This is a genomic window from Pseudomonas huaxiensis, assembly GCF_003231275.1.
GTDB lineage: Bacteria > Pseudomonadota > Gammaproteobacteria > Pseudomonadales > Pseudomonadaceae > Aquipseudomonas > Aquipseudomonas huaxiensis.
This window is the reverse complement of record NZ_QKVL01000046.1, coordinates 23,951-39,846: the sequence shown is the minus strand read 5'-3', so window position 1 is coordinate 39,846 and position 15,896 is coordinate 23,951. Positions and strand designations below refer to the sequence as shown.

The window sequence follows — 15,896 nt, the reverse complement described above, 5'->3', positions numbered from 1 at the left end:
CGAACGGATAAGCCCGCAAAGCCCAAGCCCAAGCCCAAGCCCAAGCCCAAGCCCATGGCCCCGGCATCGCTGGCAATCCAGCGCCCACAGAGTTCTGGGCCCTACACTCGCAATGGGTTTAAATGTGCGGCGTCTGAATTTGCACGCATGTAGATCAGCGGTGTAGCACCAATTCTGTTTCGAAGCTGCGCCAGCTCAGGCGCTGTCCTCAACTCCCGGCCATACAGAAATGGCCACCATTTTTCGAGGGAGTAGCAATTCATGGTCAATGTCGATTCGGGTACGAACGAGCCGTTCAAGCGGCTGTTTTTCGCCGTGCCCTGCGGCGTACAGCAGAGCAGGGCGATATCCCGTTGGCGCGGTGGCCTGGGGCTGCGCAACGGGCGTCCGGTGCCGGCGGAAAACTTTCACCTGACCCTGATGTTCCTCGGTGCGGTCGGGGTCGGTCAATTACCGACGATTCTTGACGCCGCAGGACGCTTGCCGCCCCTGGAGCGGCCGGCAACCCTCTTGCTGGATCAGGTCGAGGTATGGCGGCGCAGCCAGGCCCTGGTGCTGGCCTCGAAACAGACAGCGCCGGCCCTGTTGCGCTGGGTCTACGCCTTGCAGCAGGCGATGCTGCCGTTGGGCTTCGAGGTCGATCCGCGCGAGTTCCGCCCGCACCTGACCCTGATGCGCGATTTCCGGGGTGGTGTCCCGGAGACAGCGCTGGACACCGAGTTTCGGCTGGCGGCCGAGACGTTCGTGTTGTACGAGTCGGTCAAGGGGCGGTATCAGGCCGTGGCGCAGTGGCCTTTGCTGGCCGGATAAGGCGTCTTTGTCGCTACCGTCCTCACAGGCCACTTCTATACTCGGAAAACGGACGCTGAACGGCGTCCGGGGCGGGCGCTCGTAGGGGCGTCCCGGTGTTGTCCCTCGATTCCGGCGGGGCGCGATCGTGAACCAGCCTGTGTTGCCTGTCGCTCTGTTGGTCGGTGTATTGCTGGCGTTGGGTGGTTGCGGCTCCAGATCTCGCCCGCCGGAGGCTCCGCCGGTGGTGCTGTCCCAGGCCGCGTGGCAGCAGGTGGATCGCGAAATCGTCATGGCCTCGCGTGGCGCCACGGGCTCGGCGGGCGATTATGCACGCCGCTCCATGCGCGTCTGGCGCGAGCAAGTACAGGCCCGCACCGAAGACGATTTCATCCCCTGGTTCACCGGCTATTGGACCCAGCAATGGCTGACCCTCAAGGTCGCCTGGTACAAGATGAGCCAGAACAGCGCCCAACCGGACAATCGCCTGGCGCTGTACCTGCAGGAGCAGTACCGCGAACGGGTGCTGGAGCCGGTGGCGAAAGAGATCAATCCCGATCTGATCCGCGAACGCGCCACTGAACTGTACGTGCAGTTGCTCGGCCAGCAGTTGCAGGGCATTGCCCAGCGCTACCGGGCGGCGCCGGAACAGTTTGCCCTGCACCTGAATCGCATTCCCGCCATTGCCCTGGGCCCGCCGCCGGCACGGGACGCCAGTATTCAACAGGTGCTTGCGGCCCGACCCTTCCTGCAGCTTCCCGCCTGGCTCGCCCTCGATGAGCAGGTCCGCAAGGCCGCAGCCAATAACGCTACTGCCTCGGACACCGGCCTGTCGTCGGTGGCCAGCAAGGCCAGTACCCGCCTTGAAGCGACACTGGCCCCCCGTGGCGCGGCCAGTGCGGTGGCGGCGGCGGTGGGCAAGGCGGCCGGTCTGCTGATCTCCGTCGCTTCGGCCGGCATCGGCGCGATGATGCATGAAAGCGAGCGGCCGGAAATGGTCGAGCAGTTGCGGGTGATCCTGAATGTGGCGCTGAACGAGGAGTGGCAGAGCCTGATGGAGAATCACGCTTCTGGTGTAATGGCGGGGGTGTGGTCGATGGCGGGAGAGATTGAAGGGCGCTTGGGAGCGCAGTCGGAGATGGCGCCGAGAATGGATGCGTTTCCTTATTAATGTCTTTAAAAATAATAGGTTATGTCGTTTTGTTGATTTCTTTTATAAGGTTTTTGGTCAAGGGGTTTTGGTTTTTGTTTTTCAGAAAATGCTTATATTTCAGCGACTTATGTTATCTATTTAATGTCATTTGTTTTTTTGTGCGACGCAAAAAAGCCGCATCAAGAAGTTCTTGGTGCGGCTTTTTAAATTGAAAAACCAGTTAAATCATGGCCTTACGTAGCATTTATCAAGCAATGCTTTGAGTCTTGCTCTGCTGCCGTTTGGTCGCCTGGGTACGGCAGGCGTCGCCGAATGCTTCGAACATCCTGACCGAATCAGGGTTCTTCGCGGCTTGCCATTCCGGGTGCCACTGCACCGCGAACAGGAACGGCGACAGGCTTGGCGCATGGATCGCCTCGACCAGGCCGTCTTCGGCACGGGCCAGCGGCTCAACGCCTTCACCCAGGGTTTTCAGGCCTTGACCATGCAGCGAGTTGACGCGGATCTCGTCACTTTGCAGCAGTTCCTGCAACCAGCTTCCCGGTTCGATGCGCACGCTGTGCACCGCGCTGTATTGCACCTCCACCGGATCTTCCGGGTTTTCCCGGTGATCATTGAAGCCCGGCTCGGCGTAGACCTTCTGGTAGATGTCGCCACCCAGTGCCACGTTGATTTCCTGCATGCCGCGGCAGATACCGAAAATCGGCAGGCCACGCGCGATGGCCAATTGCACCAGCGGCAGGTCGAAGAGGTCGCGGTTGCGGTCTTGGCCCTTGCCCGGGGTCTGGTTTTCCTGGCCGTAGAGGGCCGGGTCGATATTGCTGCCGGCGCCGGTCAGGTACACACCGTCAGCCATGTCCAGATACTGTTCGAGGTCTTCGGTGCCGCAGCAGGTCGGAACCAGGAGGGGGACGCAGTCAGCGTGTTCGACCAGCGGCACGATGTACTTGTGGGTCATCACTTGATAGTCGTGACCTTTGCGCTCTTGAGAGCCCATGGTCATCAGGACGACAGGTTTGCGGGCTTTTTGATTCTTATTGCCAATGTTGCTGTTGGGCATATGTCACCTTGGGACAGGCGCGGCCTGTCATTGTTGTGCAGGCGCGCCGATTGCTGCATGGCGCTACCCGAGGTTTCGAGCACTGCCGGGTGTGCACGCGAACGTCGATTCCCGGTCGAAACCTGCTGCATAGCTTGCCAGAGCCGTTAAATATATCAAGCGGATTAACCGTTGCGTGTGCATATTTTTTAACGTAAGACCTTTGATTTATCGTTTAACTCTCTGATTGGCCTCGCGTAAATGTGATTTTTAGCGGACACGGCAGTTCATTATATTTGACGAACCTTTCGCCGCTGTCCGCACGCTGGCCATTACGGGCCTTGCGGCCCGAAAGCCCCGCTCTTAAGCTTCAGAACCTCCGTTGATATCAGCCTGCCCATGCCCACTCCAAGACCGTCCCTGACCCTCACGCTGTTGCAAGCCCGCGAAGCCACCATGGCCTTCTTCCGCCCGTCGCTCAACGAACACGGCCTTACCGAGCAGCAGTGGCGGGTGATCCGCATCCTGCGCCAGCAAGGCGAGCTGGAAAGCCATCAACTGGCCGAACAGGCCTGCATTCTCAAGCCGAGCATGACCGGCGTGCTGAGCCGCCTTGAGCGCGACGGCCTGGTGCGACGCAAGAAATCCGTGCAGGACCAGCGCCGGGTCTTCGTCAGCCTCACCGAGCAAGGCCAGCAGTGCTTCGTGGACATGAGCGAAGACATGGAGCGCAACTACCAGCGCATCCTCGAGCAGTTCGGCGACGCCAAGCTGCAAACGCTGCTGGGGTTGCTCAATGAACTGAAGAGCGTGAAGCCCTGAGGACCCGACTGTTCGCGCAACTGAAAAGTCCTACATATACTGTCGGTTATCCGCAACAGCTTGCCGTCGTTGGTCGGACCACGACGTCTCAACGCCGGTGGTAGTGGCCGTATCTGAAGTAACCTGCTCGCGAGTCGTCATTTCAGGCGCTTCAGAGAGGCTATGGCGATGGATATCATCAGTCTGATCATTCAGATCATCAGCGGTGTGGTAGGCGGCAACGCGGCGGGCATGAGCAAACAAGGCATGGGGCCGTTGCTCAATTCGATTCTTGGCGGGGTGGGTGGCGTGGTGCTGGGGCAGATCCTGGCGTCATTCACCGGCGATCAGAGCCTGGCCCAGGCTGGCGCGGCAGGAGCCCTGGATTTGCCCGCGATCATCAGCAGCGTGGTGGGCGGCGGGGCTGGCGGGGCAGTGCTGACGTTTATCGTCGGGCTGATCAAGAACAAACTGCAGCCGCATTAGGCGTAAATAGGGCCTGCATCGCAGGCCCTTTATTCAATGAGTCGGGCAACCCTCGGCTTTCACCGTGCGCACCGTCGTTGCCGGGTTGCGTGCCAGCTTCTCGCCCACCCTGGCAGGCCTTGGCTGCAACTCGCCGCCGCAGTTCGGGCACTTGCCCTTCAACTGGCCTTCCGCACAACTGCGGCAATACGTGCATTCGAACGAACAGATCAGGGCATCGCGGCTGTCGCCTGGCAGGTCGGTGGCGCAGCATTCACAGCAGGGGCGCAGTTCAAGCATTGAAGGTAGTCCTTTGAGGTATGCCGAAGCGTTAAATTGAAGCAACGCCGATGGCAATGCAATAGCGCGCTCAGGGCCGGTAAAGATGCGCGTGTCCCGCCCGATAGAGCGCCGACTCGCTGAAGCTGTCGCTGGCCAGCACCCGACCCACCAGGATCAGCGCCGTGCGGCGGAAACCTTTGCGCTCCGTCTGCTCAACGATGTCGTCCAGCGTGCCCAGCACCCAGTCCTGATCCGGCCAGGTTGCGCGGTGGACCACGGCGATCGGGCAGTCGCCGCCGTAATGCGGGCGCAGTTGCTCGACGATCTTCGGCAGATGCCGCACCCCCAGATGAATCGCCATGGTTGTCTTGTGGCTGGCCAGGCTGGCCAGGGCTTCCCCTTCGGGCATGGGCGAGCTGTCGGCGAAGCGGGTGAGGATCACGCTTTGGGCGATGTCCGGCAGCGTAAGCTCGCAGCCAAGCAGAGCGGCGCTGGCTGCGGTGGCGGTCACGCCGGGGATGATCTGGTAAGGAATGCCCAGTTCACGCAGATGACGAATCTGCTCGCCGATGGCGCCGTACAGACCAGGGTCGCCGCTGTGCACCCGGGCCACGTCCTGGCCCTTGGCATGGGCGGCGCTGATCGCCGCGATGATCTGCTCCAGGTGCAGCTCGGCGCTGTTGATGACAGTCTCGGCCTGGTGCCCTTCGAGCACAGCCGCAGGCACCAGGGAACCGGCGTAGATGATGACCGGGCACTGGCGGATCAGGCGCTGGCCCTTGACGGTGATCAGCTCCGGGTCGCCGGGGCCGGCGCCGATGAAATAGACGGTCATGGCAAATCCTTGAACGAGAGGGGGCGGATTATCTGCCAAACGACGGCGCCCAGGCCAATGCCAGGGTCATATCGTCCTGGACGATGCGGGTGACCCGCAGTTGCGCAGGGTGGCCGGTGACCTGTTCGGCCAGGGCCAGGGCACTGCTCTCGGCTACGCCATGGCAGCCGCTATGACGGAAGGCGATCGGCGAGCGGTGGCTGAGGCGGGCGGCGAAGGGCACCAGTTGCGCGGCGCTGAAGAAGGCCAGCGGCAGCTTGAGTTGCGCGGCCAGTTGCAGCAAGCCGGGTTCGTCGTGCTTGAGGTCGATGCTGGCAAGGCCGGCGAGGGCTTCGAGAGGGAGGTCATGGACTTGCAAAGTCCGCCGCAGCAGCGCGGCCAGATTATCGGCCGAGCTGCCGCGGCGGCAGCCCAGCCCGGCGAACAGCGGGGTTACACCGGGCGGGAAGGGCATCAGGCAGCCTGGCGGCGGTACAGCCAGGCGCTGATCAGGCCGAGGGCAACCCAGAATGCCGCATTCGTCAGCAGCGAAGCGACGATGAACTGCGACTCCAGCGCTTCTGGTGCCAGGCTTTCGTGCACTTCCGGTTGCGGAGCGCCGATCACATGCGGCAGCACCAGCAGCACCAGGCCCACGGCCTTGAGCAGCCAGTTACCGGCGAACACCATCAGCGCCAGGCCGACGGCGGTCGCAGCGGCGGTGCCAATCCACCAGTACTGACGCAGGGCCAGGTCGGCGGCGGCGGTACCCGGCAGTTCTGGCGGCAGGCCCAGGTTCGGCGCCAGGCAGAACACCGCGAAACCGCCGAGGCCCCACAGCGCGCCGGTAGTAACGCGGCCTGGACGACGCAGGGTGTACATGGCAGCGAGCAGCAGGGCGAAGCCGACCGCGACCACCAGATTGCCGCCCGTGGTGGACAGCACGCGCTGCCAGCCATCTTCCGGCGACCAGGCTTCGGCGTCGTGGTGATGCTCCGCGCCGGCGGCGTCGGTGTGTTCGTGCTCCTGGACGGCCGGGGCCGCGGTTTCATAGGTTTCTGCCTGGAGAATCAGCGGCGCGACCCAGAAGCTTTGCAGCAGGGTCAGCAGCAGTGCGGCCAGCAGGCCGGCGAAGCCTGCGGTGCGAGCGATGCGCATGAACATTCGGGCAGGCCTCAGTGGCAAGGGAAAGCGGCGCTGTGACGGGTATCGTGCGCGGCGTTGTGCACCGCTTCGATGTGCGAGAAGCCAGCGAAGTAGACCAGGCACAGGCCCAGCACCGAAGCGCTGACGGCAGCGACAATGCGCTGGCTGAGGGTGGTCGGAGTGACGATGGCGTGACTGGCGATGATCGGCATGGCGCTTTCCTCTTGGTGTTGTCGGCAACAGGCAAGCGCGAAGAACCCCTGGCCGGAATCGCCCAGGGGTTGCAACGTCGCCCGCCCACCGCGGGTTTGGTCAATTCTTGCGTCGGGCCGGTCTCCGGGCTCATGAGGGCATTTAGCCGCTGCGTCACCTTCCCATGCCCGCGAGCACAGTGGTCCTGACGCTTTCCTCACTTACCGTTGCGGGGGCAGCACCGGAATTTACCGGTTTCCCGTTTCACCTTGTAACAAAAAGGCACCCAAACGAATCGCGCTAGGAAATCACGCGCGTTGACATCCGTCAATACAGCGGTTGACCGGCCTCAGGGCACTGCGTAGCCTTGCCGGTTCGAGGTTCTCTGGCACGGGCCGGAGCTAAGACGGGAACGCGGTGCGCCTTTTTCAGGCCAGGCCGCGGCTGCCCCCGCAACTGTAAGCGCTGCCTTCATCGACACAGCCACTGCCAAACCGGCGGGAAGGCGTCGATGTTGCCCTTGAGGGGCACAGCGCGAGCCAGGAGACCTGCCTCGTTCAGTTTCCGACTTTCAACCGGGCGGGGTGATCCGGTGGCGAACGCGCCCAGGCTGCATGCCTGCGGCTCCCGTCCCGCATGCCCGCCATCCTGCCAAGGGCATCCGACATGAAAACACTGGCCAAACTCCCCGTCACCATCGTTACCGGCTTTCTCGGCTCGGGCAAAACCACCTTGCTGCGGCACATGCTGGACAACGCCCAGAGCCGCCGCATCGCAGTGATCGTCAATGAATTCGGCGAGCTGGGCATCGACGGCGAAATCCTCAAGCAGTGCAGCATCGGCTGCACCGAAGAAGAAGCCAGCGGCCGGGTCTACGAACTGGCCAACGGCTGCCTGTGTTGCACCGTGCAGGAAGAGTTCTTCCCGGTCATGCGTGAACTGGTCGCCCGTCGTGGCGACCTCGATCACATCCTGATCGAAACCAGCGGCCTGGCGCTGCCCAAGCCGTTGGTGCAAGCCTTCCAGTGGCCGGAAATCCGCAACGCCTGCACCGTTGACGCGGTGATCACCGTGGTCGACAGCCCGGCGGTAGCAGCCGGCACCTTTGCCGCCTTCCCTGAGCAGGTCGATGCCCAGCGCAAGCTGGACCCGAACCTGGACCATGAATCCCCGCTGCACGAGCTGTTCGCCGACCAACTGGCCAGCGCCGACCTCGTCGTCCTCAACAAGGCCGACCTGATTGCTGCCGATGCCCTGGCCGCCGTACGCGCCGAAGTGGCTGAAGAGCTGCCGCCCGCGGTGAAGGTGATCGAAGCCAGCAAAGGTGTGCTGCCGCTGGAAGTCTTGCTGGGTCTGGGCGCTGAGTCCGAAGCCCATATCGACGGTCGCCGCACGCACCACGACAGCCATCACGACGACGATGACCACGACGATCACGACCACGACGCCTTCGATTCCATCTCCCTGGAACTGCCCGAAGCCGACGAGGCCCTGCTGCTCGACGCCCTCACCCAGTTGGTGGTGGACAGCGGCATTCTGCGGGTCAAGGGTTTCGCGGCGATTCCCGGCAAGCCGATGCGCCTGCTGATCCAGGGTGTTGGCACGCGTTTCGACAAGCACTTCGACCGCGCCTGGCGCAGCGACGAAGCGCGGGTCACCCGGCTGGTGCTGATCGGCCAGGAGCTGGACGCCGATGCGCTGCAAGCCCGTTTGCGCGCGGCGCTGGGCGCCTGATCCATGCACCTGCTGCGGACCCAGCCCGGCGGCTTTGTGCCGGACGACAGCATTGCCGACCTCGGACAGACCCCCGCCGAGCTGGTGATCCTTTGCAGCGGTGACTCGCACCTGGCGCTGCTGGCGGAAACCGCCCGCGAGCTGCCGGACGACTACCCCAGCCTGCGCCTGGCCAACCCGATGCAGGTGCAGAACCATGCGTCGGTCGACCTTTATGTCGATCAGGTGCTGCGCCACGCCAAGGTCATCCTGGTGTCGCTGCATGGTGGCATCGGCTATTGGCGCTACGGCGTCGAGCAACTGGTGGCCCTGGCCGAGCGCGGCGTGCAACTGATTCTGGTACCGGGCGACGACCGCCCGGACCCGGAGCTGAGCAGCCTGGGCACGGTCACTGGCGAACAGGCCGAGCGGCTCTGGCACTTCCTGCGCCAGGGCGGCAAGGTCAATGCCCTGAATTTGTTCAACTGCCTGGCCAGTCTCTGGCTGGGCCGTGATTACCCCTGGGACGAGCCCCGGCAACTGCCGCGCACTAGTCTTTATCACCCGGAGCATGCCGAGGCGCACCTCGCGGATTGGCGGGCCGACTGGCGCGCCGGGCAACCGGTGGTGCCGTTGCTGTTCTATCGCTCGCACCTGCAGGCGGCCAACACCGGCTTCGTTGACGTGTTTTGCGAGCGTTTGATCGGCGCCGGGCTCAATCCGCTGCCGATCGCCGTTGCCAGCCTCAAGGAGGCCGGCTGTCTGGCCCAAGTCGAGGCCTGGCTGGACGAAACCGACGCGGCGCTGATCCTCAATACCACCGGCTTTGCCCAGTCCAGCCCGGAACAGCCGCACCTGCGCCCGTTCCGCCGCGACATCCCGGTGCTGCAAGCGATCTGCGCCCAGGACAACGAACCCGGCTGGCAGGCCAGCGAGCAGGGCCTGGGGGCCCGCGATCTGGCGATGCACATCGCCTTGCCGGAACTGGACGGGCGCATCATCACCCGGCCTATCAGCTTCAAGGACCTGGCCTGGCGCAGCGAGCGCAGCCAGTCCGATGTGGTCTGCTACCGGGCACACCCCGAGCGTATGGATTTCGTCGCCGAGCTGGCGCGGCGCTGGTGCGAGCTGGCGCGACTGCCCAACCAGCAGAAGCGGGTGGCGCTGATCCTCGCTAACTACCCGACCCGCGATGGCCGCATTGGCAACGGCGTCGGACTCGACACGCCGGCGGCGGCGCTGAATATCCTGCGGGCCCTGAAGCAGCAGGATTATCCGGTGGGCGAACTGCCGGACAGCGGCACCGCGCTGATCCACGACCTGCTCGGTGGCGTCAGCAACGACCTCGACAGCCTCGACCAACGCCCCTGTGCCCAAAGCATGGCGCTGGACGACTATCTGGCGGCATTCGCGCAACTGCCCGAAGCCAATCAGCAGGCGGTGCGCGATCGCTGGGGTGAGCCGCAGCAAGACCCGATGTTCCGTGGCGGGCGGATGATGGTTGCCGGCTTGCGCCTGGGCCTGACCTTCGTCGGCATTCAACCGGCGCGGGGTTACCAGCTCGACCCGAGCGCGGTCTATCACGACCCGGACCTGGTACCGCCGCACGGCTATCTGGCCTTCTATTTCTGGCTGCGCCACGCCTTCGCCGCCGATGCGCTGATCCACGTTGGCAAGCACGGCAACCTGGAGTGGCTGCCGGGCAAGGGCGTCGGCCTTTCCGAACAATGCTGGCCGGACGCGCTGCTCGGGCCGTTGCCGAATATCTACCCCTTTATCGTCAACGACCCGGGCGAGGGCGCCCAGGCCAAGCGGCGCACCCAGGCGGTGATCATCGATCACCTGATGCCACCGTTGACTCGCGCCGAAACCTACGGGCCGCTGCGCAACCTTGAGCTGCTCGCCGACGAGTACTACGAAGCGCAATTGCTGGACCCGCGCCGCGCCATCGAACTGCAGAAAGAGATCCTGCAACTGGTGCGCGACAACCATATCGACCGCGAGCTGCAACTGGACGGCGCGCTGGATGACGCCAATGTCTGGCTGCCGCGCCTGGACACTTACCTCTGCGACCTCAAGGAGTCGCAGATCCGCGATGGTTTGCACGTCTTCGGCGAATCGCCCGGTGGACGCCTGCGCATCGACACCTTGCAGGCCCTGCTGCGGGTCGCCCGTGGCGATGGCCGCGGCGCCAATGCCAGCCTGCCGCGTGTGCTGGCCCGGGCCCTGGCGCTGGGTTTCGATCCGCTGGACTGTGACCTTGGCCTGCCGTGGGAAGGCCCACGCCCGGAGCGTCTGGCGTTGTTCGACACGGCGCCGTGGCGCACCCACGGCGATACCCGCGAACGCCTGGAATGGCTTGGCGCGCAACTGATCGAACAAACACTGGCCGGCGAGCCGGACGTGCCGGCCGAGCCGCAGTGGGACGAGGTGCGGACCTTGCTGGCCGCACTTCGCGACCAGGTGGCCCCGCAACTCGACGCCTGCGGTGAAGCGGAGATGCACGGCGTGCTGACCGCCCTCGAGGGGCGTTTCGTCCCGGCCGGACCCAGCGGCGCACCAAGTCGCGGGCGCCTGGATGTGCTGCCTACCGGGCGCAATTTCTACACTGTCGATGTGCGCAACCTGCCCACGGCCACCGCCTGGCGCCTGGGTTTCGCCTCGGCCAACCTGATTCTCGAACGGCACCTGCAAGACCACGGCGACCACCTGCGCCAGCTCGGCCTGTCGGTGTGGGGCACGGCAACCATGCGCACCGGCGGCGACGATATCGCCCAGGCCCTGGCGCTGATGGGCGTGCGCCCGGTGTGGGCTGCCGGCAGCCACCGCGTCGATGACTTCGAGATTCTGCCGGTGAGCCTGCTGGACCGGCCGCGGGTGGACGTGACCCTGCGCGTGTCGGGGTTCTTCCGCGATGCCTTCGGCAACCTGATCAAGCTGTTCGATGCCGCAGTGCAGGCGGTGGCGGCGCTGGACGAGCCGGATGACCTCAACCCGCTGGCGGCAAGGGTGCGCAGCGAGCGCGCCGAATTGCTCGCCAGCGGGCTGGACGAGGAGCAAGCGCGGCGTCAGGCGGGCTGGCGGATCTTCGGCTCCAAGCCCGGGGCCTATGGCGCCGGAGTGCAGAACGCTATCGACGGGCGTCTCTGGCACAGCCGCGAGGACCTTGCCGAGGTCTACCTGAACCACGGCGGCTATGCCTATGGTGGCGCCGACGACGGCACTGAGGCCCGTGGCCATTTCGCCAAGCGCCTGAGCCAGGTGCAGGCGGTGCTGCAGAACCAGGACAACCACGAACACGACCTGCTCGATTCCAATGACTACTATCAGTTCCAGGGCGGCATGCTCGCGGCGGTGGAAAGCCTCGGCGGCGCACCGGTGGCCAGCTATCACGGCGACCACAGCCAGCCGGACCGCCCGCGCATCCGCACCCTCAAGGAGGAGCTGAACCGGGTGATCCGTGCCCGTGCGCTGAATCCGAAGTGGATCGACGGGGTCAAGCGTCACGGCTACAAAGGCGCGTTCGAGCTGGCGGCGACGGTGGACAACCTGTTCGCCTTCGACGCCACCACGCACCTGATCGATGACCACCATTACCAATCGCTGGCCGACGCCTATGTGCTCGATGCCGCGACCCGTGAATTTATCCGCCAGCACAACCCCGAGGCGCTGCGCGACATCACCGAGCGCCTGATCGAGGCCCAGCAGCGCGGGCTCTGGGAGGAACCGGGTGAATACCGCGAAGCCCTCGAAGAACAGTTGCTGGACGGCGAAGAAGAGACTTGAGATGACCGAACCCGTGCACTTTCCCCTGGCCGCCGTGGTGGGCGCCGAGGAACTGAAACTGGCGCTGTGCCTGACCGCCATCGACCCGAAGATCGGCGGCGTGCTGATCGAGGGGCCGCGCGGCATGGCCAAGAGCACCCTGGCCCGTGGTCTGGCGGATCTGCTCGGTGAAGGGCCTTTCGTCACGCTGCCGCTGGGCGCTACCGAAGAACGTCTGGTCGGCACCCTCGACCTGGATGCCGCGCTGGGCCAGGGCCGGGTGCAGTTTTCCCCCGGCGTGCTGGCCAAGGCCGATGGCGGCGTGTTGTATGTCGACGAAGTGAACCTGTTGCCGGACCATCTGGTGGACCTGCTACTGGACGTCGCCGCCAGCGGCACCAACCGCATCGAGCGCGATGGCCTGTCGCATCGGCACAGCGCGCGGTTCGTGCTGATTGGCACCATGAACCCGGAAGAGGGCGAGTTGCGTCCGCAGTTGCTCGACCGTTTCGGTTTCAACGTTGTCCTGCATGGCCAGCCGCTGCCAGAGGCGCGTGGGCAAATCCTGCGCCGCCGACTGGCCTTCGACACTGACCCGGCGGCGTTCTGCGCCGAGTGGGCACCGGCCCAGGCCGAGCTGCGCCAGCGCTGTCAGGCGGCGCGCCAGCGTCTGGCCTCGATCGAGCTGGATGATCGTTCGCTGGAGCTCATTACCGCGCGTTGCTTCGCCGCTGCCGTGGACGGTCTGCGCGCTGATCTGGTCTGGTGGCGCGCAGCCCGCGCCCATGCCGCCTGGCGTGGTGCCAGTGCTATTGAAGACGAGGATATCGACGCGGTAGCCGAGTTTGCCTTGCGTCATCGTCGTCGCGAGCCGGAGGCCGACAGCAGCCAGCCTCCGGCGCCACCACCGCAAACCGGCCAGCAACCTCCGGCACAAGACGCGACAGGCGCCGGCCAGTGGGGTGAAATGCCGGCGCAGCCGGTGGCGGTGGGTGCCCGGCGCGAGGTGCCGGCCTGGCCAAAAAAGCCCTGAGCATCCGCGCCCGCGCCGCCGCGGATGCCAGGCCCAAGGCCGGCCGGCTCGATCAGGGGCCGCGCGGCCGTGGGCGCAGCGCGGGGCAGGGCAAGGTGGCCTGGCCGGCGACCCTGCTCAAGGGCCGGCCACGGCAGCGCGCCGATCTGTGCTGGAGTCAGCGCAGTGCGACCAGTCCCGAACTGTGGCTGGTGATTGTCGATGCCTCGGCCTCGACCCGTCGTTATCAGGCGCTGAGTCGGGCCAAGGGGTTGCTGGCGGGCTTCTTCGATCAGGCTTATCGCGCCCGTGCCCGGCTGGCCTTGCTCACGGCCAGCGGCGCTGCGCCACGCTGGCAGCGCCATGGCCTGAAAGCCTCTGCGGCATTACAGCCGTGGCTGGCCGGGTTGGAGGCGGGTGGTGGTACGCCGCTGCTGGCGGCGTTGCAGGAGGCGCGGCAATGGTTATTGCGCCGGCAACGGCAGTTCCCGGGTGAGCAACAGCGCTGCCTGCTGCTGACCGATGGTCGCCTGAGCAAAAGTGCGGCGGCGCTGGCGCCGCTGCCGTGTGCCAGTGTGCTGATCGATATGGAAAGCGGGCCGGTGCGCCTGGGCCGTGCGCGGCAACTTGCGGAACAACTTCAGGCCGATTATTGGCATATGGATCAATTAGATAGCGCGGCCTGTGGCGTGTTGTCGCAGCGACAATAAAGTACAACTTGGCGACAACAAAAAGTGCACCCTGAGGTGCACTTTTTTATTGGCCTGAAAACGCCCGAAGTTACTTCGGCATGGTCCAGGGTTGCAGGTCGTAGCCTTTCAGACGCAACTCGGCGCGTACTTCTTCGAGCAGGTGCGCCCACTGCGCCGGGTCGGAGTAAGTGCTGCTGGACACTTGTTTGCTGCCAATCCGGGTGCTGGTCCGGTCGATCACTGCCAGGCTTAGCTCACCGGTACCGTTTGGCGCGTCCCAGGCTACACACTGGAAGGGTTCGAAGGCGTGGTCGGCAATCAGCAGTGCTTCGTTGACACGCAGCGGAGCGTTCATGGGTTCGGTCTCTCTATGGTCCCAAACATCAAAATGAAAGTTGCCGGCGGTTGTTCGCGGCGGCAGGTTACTTGTACTGATGTCCGAAGTAACAGGTGAAGTCACACCGTTCGCGAAAATTTTTTATTCGCGCTTCGCACAGTGTTTTTTTCCTGGCGCTTGAGACGTTGAAATAACAGGAAAATTCCCGAGGGTGAAAAATAACGCCAGTGCTCGACGGACAGACGGTAGTGGGCCAACAGTCGTTCATTGCTACTGTTACAAACGGGTCTGCCAAGATGCTGTTTCTACTCACTTTTCCAATAATTGGCGTCAAGGAACGGTCATGCTCGAACCCGCACAGAACCGTCGTTTGCTGGTGGTCGATCCTTGTGATGATTGCCATCGCCTGTTGCCCGGATTACGCAGTGTTGGCTGGGATGTTCATAGCTGTACATTGAGCAGTGCCCTGGAGCATCCCTGTGATGTGGGGCTCCTGCGTTTGCAGGCTTCGCACCTGCAGCACCCCGAGGCGGTCAAGGACCTGATCGGGCGCAGCGGCGCAGAGTGGATCGCCGTGCTCAGCCCGCAGGAACTGCGGGCGCAGAAGATCGGCGACTTCGTCTGTGAGTGGTTCTTCGATTTCCATACCCTGCCGTTCGATGTATCCCGGGTCCAGGTGACCCTGGGGCGGGCGTTCGGCATGGCGCGCCTGCGGGGCAAGGGTCCGGCACCGGTGGATGAGCCGGAACACGAGTTGCTCGGTGATAGCCGACCGATCCGCGAGCTGCGCAAGTTGCTGGGCAAACTGGCGCCCACCGAGTCGCCGGTACTGATCCGCGGCGAAAGCGGGACCGGCAAGGAACTGGTGGCCCGCACCCTGCATCGTCAGTCGCAGCGTCACGACAAGCCATTCGTGGCGATCAATTGCGGGGCGATTCCCGAACATCTGATCCAGTCCGAACTGTTTGGTCATGAGAAGGGCGCGTTCACTGGCGCGCACCAGCGCAAGGTCGGGCGGATCGAGGCGGCCCATGGCGGCACCTTGTTCCTCGACGAAATCGGCGACCTGCCGCTGGAGTTGCAGGCCAACCTGTTGCGCTTTCTTCAGGAAAAACACATCGAGCGGGTTGGCGGTAGCCAGCCGATTGCCGTGGATGTGCGGGTGCTGGCGGCCACTCACGTGGACCTGGAAAGCGCGATCGTCAGTGGCCGTTTCCGTGAAGACCTGTATTACCGGCTCAATGTGCTGCAGGTGGTGACCGCGCCGCTGCGCGATCGTCACGGTGATTTGTCGATGCTGGCCAGCCATTTCTCGCGCTTCTACAGCCAGGAAACCGGTCGTCGCCCGCGCACGTTCAGCGAGGACGCCCTTGGCGCCATGGGCAAGCATGACTGGCCGGGCAATGTTCGTGAATTGGCCAACCGTGTGCGCCGTGGCCTGGTGCTGGCCGAGGGGCGGCAGATCGAACCCTGCGACCTTGGCCTGCAAGAACAGAACACGATGCTGGCGCCTATCGGCACGCTGGAGGACTACAAGCATCAGGCGGAGCGCCAGGCCCTGTGCGATGTGCTCAACCGGCACAGTGACAACCTGAGTATCGCGGCGAAGGTGCTGGGGGTTTCGCGGCCGACGTTCTACCGCTTGTTGCACAAGCATCAGATTCGTTGAGGCTGTGAGGGCCTAATCGCCGGCAAG

The 15,896-nt window shown here is 64.2% G+C and carries 16 protein-coding genes and 2 riboswitches; of the genes, 9 read left to right on the top strand and 7 right to left on the bottom strand.

The window, feature by feature from the left end; genetic code table 11:
• Positions 1–261: 261 nt before the first annotated feature.
• Positions 262–810: an RNA 2',3'-cyclic phosphodiesterase gene (thpR, locus tag DM374_RS28145; RefSeq protein WP_110972839.1), complete on the top strand. Its 549-nt coding sequence runs from the start codon at positions 262–264 to the stop codon at positions 808–810.
• Between the two features lie 127 nt (positions 811–937).
• Positions 938–1,960: a hypothetical protein gene (locus DM374_RS28140; protein WP_225422612.1), complete on the top strand. Its 1,023-nt coding sequence runs from the start codon at positions 938–940 to the stop codon at positions 1,958–1,960.
• 229 nt (positions 1,961–2,189) lie between these two features.
• On the opposite strand, the gene DM374_RS28135 is transcribed toward DM374_RS28140, so the two are convergent.
• Positions 2,190–3,002, bottom strand: coding sequence for a gamma-glutamyl-gamma-aminobutyrate hydrolase family protein (locus DM374_RS28135; RefSeq protein WP_110972837.1), 813 nt, complete (start codon positions 3,000–3,002; stop codon positions 2,190–2,192).
• Between the two features lie 378 nt (positions 3,003–3,380).
• Between DM374_RS28135 and hpaR the strand changes: the two genes are divergently transcribed.
• Both hpaR and DM374_RS28125 read left to right on the top strand, forming a co-directional pair.
• A complete protein-coding gene (hpaR, locus tag DM374_RS28130) occupies positions 3,381–3,803 on the top strand; it encodes a homoprotocatechuate degradation operon regulator HpaR (protein ID WP_110972836.1) in 423 nt (140 codons plus the stop codon).
• Between the two features lie 168 nt (positions 3,804–3,971).
• Positions 3,972–4,268, top strand: coding sequence for a hypothetical protein (locus tag DM374_RS28125; protein WP_404821393.1), 297 nt, complete (start codon positions 3,972–3,974; stop codon positions 4,266–4,268).
• A 33-nt stretch (positions 4,269–4,301) separates the two neighbouring features.
• Here the strand turns inward: DM374_RS28125 and DM374_RS28120 are convergent, their stop codons facing one another.
• The 5 genes from DM374_RS28120 to DM374_RS28100 all read right to left on the bottom strand — a co-directional run bounded on the left by DM374_RS28120 (position 4,302) and on the right by DM374_RS28100 (position 6,701).
• Positions 4,302–4,547, bottom strand: coding sequence for a DUF1272 domain-containing protein (locus DM374_RS28120; RefSeq protein WP_095153602.1), 246 nt, complete (start codon positions 4,545–4,547; stop codon positions 4,302–4,304).
• A gap of 70 nt (positions 4,548–4,617) precedes the next feature.
• The gene (cobM, locus tag DM374_RS28115; RefSeq protein WP_110972834.1) at positions 4,618–5,364 is read right to left on the bottom strand and encodes a precorrin-4 C(11)-methyltransferase; all 747 of its coding nucleotides are present in this window, start codon (positions 5,362–5,364) and stop codon (positions 4,618–4,620) included.
• Between the two features lie 28 nt (positions 5,365–5,392).
• Entirely contained in the window at positions 5,393–5,818 is a 426-nt protein-coding gene (locus tag DM374_RS28110) for a cobalamin biosynthesis protein (protein WP_110972833.1), read from the bottom strand.
• Positions 5,818–6,507, bottom strand: a complete 690-nt coding sequence (locus DM374_RS28105; protein WP_110972832.1) for a CbtA family protein — start codon at positions 6,505–6,507, stop codon at positions 5,818–5,820. The genes DM374_RS28110 and DM374_RS28105 overlap by 1 nt, the downstream gene beginning before the upstream one ends.
• 11 nt (positions 6,508–6,518) lie before the next feature.
• Positions 6,519–6,701 (bottom strand): CbtB domain-containing protein, encoded by a 183-nt coding sequence (locus DM374_RS28100; RefSeq protein ID WP_110972831.1) that lies wholly within the window; start codon positions 6,699–6,701, stop codon positions 6,519–6,521.
• Positions 6,702–6,799: 98 nt separating this feature from the next.
• Positions 6,800–6,986: riboswitch (cobalamin riboswitch) on the bottom strand.
• Positions 6,987–7,042: 56 nt separating this feature from the next.
• A riboswitch (cobalamin riboswitch) is annotated at positions 7,043–7,251 on the top strand.
• Between the two features lie 96 nt (positions 7,252–7,347).
• Between DM374_RS28100 and cobW the strand changes: the two genes are divergently transcribed.
• The 4 genes from cobW (at position 7,348) to DM374_RS28080 (ending at position 13,881) form a co-directional block, all read left to right on the top strand.
• Entirely contained in the window at positions 7,348–8,415 is a 1,068-nt protein-coding gene (gene cobW / locus DM374_RS28095) for a cobalamin biosynthesis protein CobW (protein ID WP_110972830.1), read from the top strand.
• A gap of 3 nt (positions 8,416–8,418) precedes the next feature.
• Complete coding sequence (gene cobN / locus DM374_RS28090; protein WP_110972829.1) at positions 8,419–12,180, top strand: cobaltochelatase subunit CobN; 3,762 nt, start codon at positions 8,419–8,421, stop codon at positions 12,178–12,180.
• A 1-nt stretch (position 12,181) separates the two neighbouring features.
• Positions 12,182–13,192, top strand: coding sequence for an ATP-binding protein (locus tag DM374_RS28085; protein ID WP_110972828.1), 1,011 nt, complete (start codon positions 12,182–12,184; stop codon positions 13,190–13,192).
• 95 nt (positions 13,193–13,287) lie between these two features.
• Positions 13,288–13,881, top strand: coding sequence for a vWA domain-containing protein (locus DM374_RS28080; protein ID WP_225422611.1), 594 nt, complete (start codon positions 13,288–13,290; stop codon positions 13,879–13,881).
• Positions 13,882–13,951: 70 nt separating this feature from the next.
• Here the strand turns inward: DM374_RS28080 and DM374_RS28075 are convergent, their stop codons facing one another.
• Positions 13,952–14,218: a hypothetical protein gene (locus tag DM374_RS28075; RefSeq protein ID WP_095153593.1), complete on the bottom strand. Its 267-nt coding sequence runs from the start codon at positions 14,216–14,218 to the stop codon at positions 13,952–13,954.
• Positions 14,219–14,543: 325 nt separating this feature from the next.
• Between DM374_RS28075 and DM374_RS28070 the strand changes: the two genes are divergently transcribed.
• The gene (locus DM374_RS28070) at positions 14,544–15,869 is read left to right on the top strand and encodes a sigma-54 dependent transcriptional regulator (protein ID WP_110972826.1); all 1,326 of its coding nucleotides are present in this window, start codon (positions 14,544–14,546) and stop codon (positions 15,867–15,869) included.
• Positions 15,870–15,896: the final 27 nt, after the last annotated feature.

What these genes read in the sequence shown, in the direction of transcription:
- DM374_RS28135 (WP_110972837.1), bottom strand. Translation starts at nt 3,002, where the DNA reads ATGCCCAACAGCAACATTGGCAATAAGAATCAAAAAGCCCGCAAACCT.
- hpaR (WP_110972836.1), top strand. Translation starts at nt 3,381, where the DNA reads ATGCCCACTCCAAGACCGTCCCTGACCCTCACGCTGTTGCAAGCCCGC.
- cobW (WP_110972830.1), top strand. Translation starts at nt 7,348, where the DNA reads ATGAAAACACTGGCCAAACTCCCCGTCACCATCGTTACCGGCTTTCTC.
- DM374_RS28105 (WP_110972832.1), bottom strand. Translation starts at nt 6,507, where the DNA reads ATGTTCATGCGCATCGCTCGCACCGCAGGCTTCGCCGGCCTGCTGGCC.
- DM374_RS28075 (WP_095153593.1), bottom strand. Translation starts at nt 14,218, where the DNA reads ATGAACGCTCCGCTGCGTGTCAACGAAGCACTGCTGATTGCCGACCAC.
- DM374_RS28070 (WP_110972826.1), top strand. Translation starts at nt 14,544, where the DNA reads ATGCTCGAACCCGCACAGAACCGTCGTTTGCTGGTGGTCGATCCTTGT.
- DM374_RS28110 (WP_110972833.1), bottom strand. Translation starts at nt 5,818, where the DNA reads ATGCCCTTCCCGCCCGGTGTAACCCCGCTGTTCGCCGGGCTGGGCTGC.
- DM374_RS28100 (WP_110972831.1), bottom strand. Translation starts at nt 6,701, where the DNA reads ATGCCGATCATCGCCAGTCACGCCATCGTCACTCCGACCACCCTCAGC.
- cobN (WP_110972829.1), top strand. Translation starts at nt 8,419, where the DNA reads ATGCACCTGCTGCGGACCCAGCCCGGCGGCTTTGTGCCGGACGACAGC.
- cobM (WP_110972834.1), bottom strand. Translation starts at nt 5,364, where the DNA reads ATGACCGTCTATTTCATCGGCGCCGGCCCCGGCGACCCGGAGCTGATC.
- DM374_RS28125 (WP_404821393.1), top strand. Translation starts at nt 3,972, where the DNA reads ATGGATATCATCAGTCTGATCATTCAGATCATCAGCGGTGTGGTAGGC.
- DM374_RS28120 (WP_095153602.1), bottom strand. Translation starts at nt 4,547, where the DNA reads ATGCTTGAACTGCGCCCCTGCTGTGAATGCTGCGCCACCGACCTGCCA.
- DM374_RS28085 (WP_110972828.1), top strand. Translation starts at nt 12,182, where the DNA reads ATGACCGAACCCGTGCACTTTCCCCTGGCCGCCGTGGTGGGCGCCGAG.
- thpR (WP_110972839.1), top strand. Translation starts at nt 262, where the DNA reads ATGGTCAATGTCGATTCGGGTACGAACGAGCCGTTCAAGCGGCTGTTT.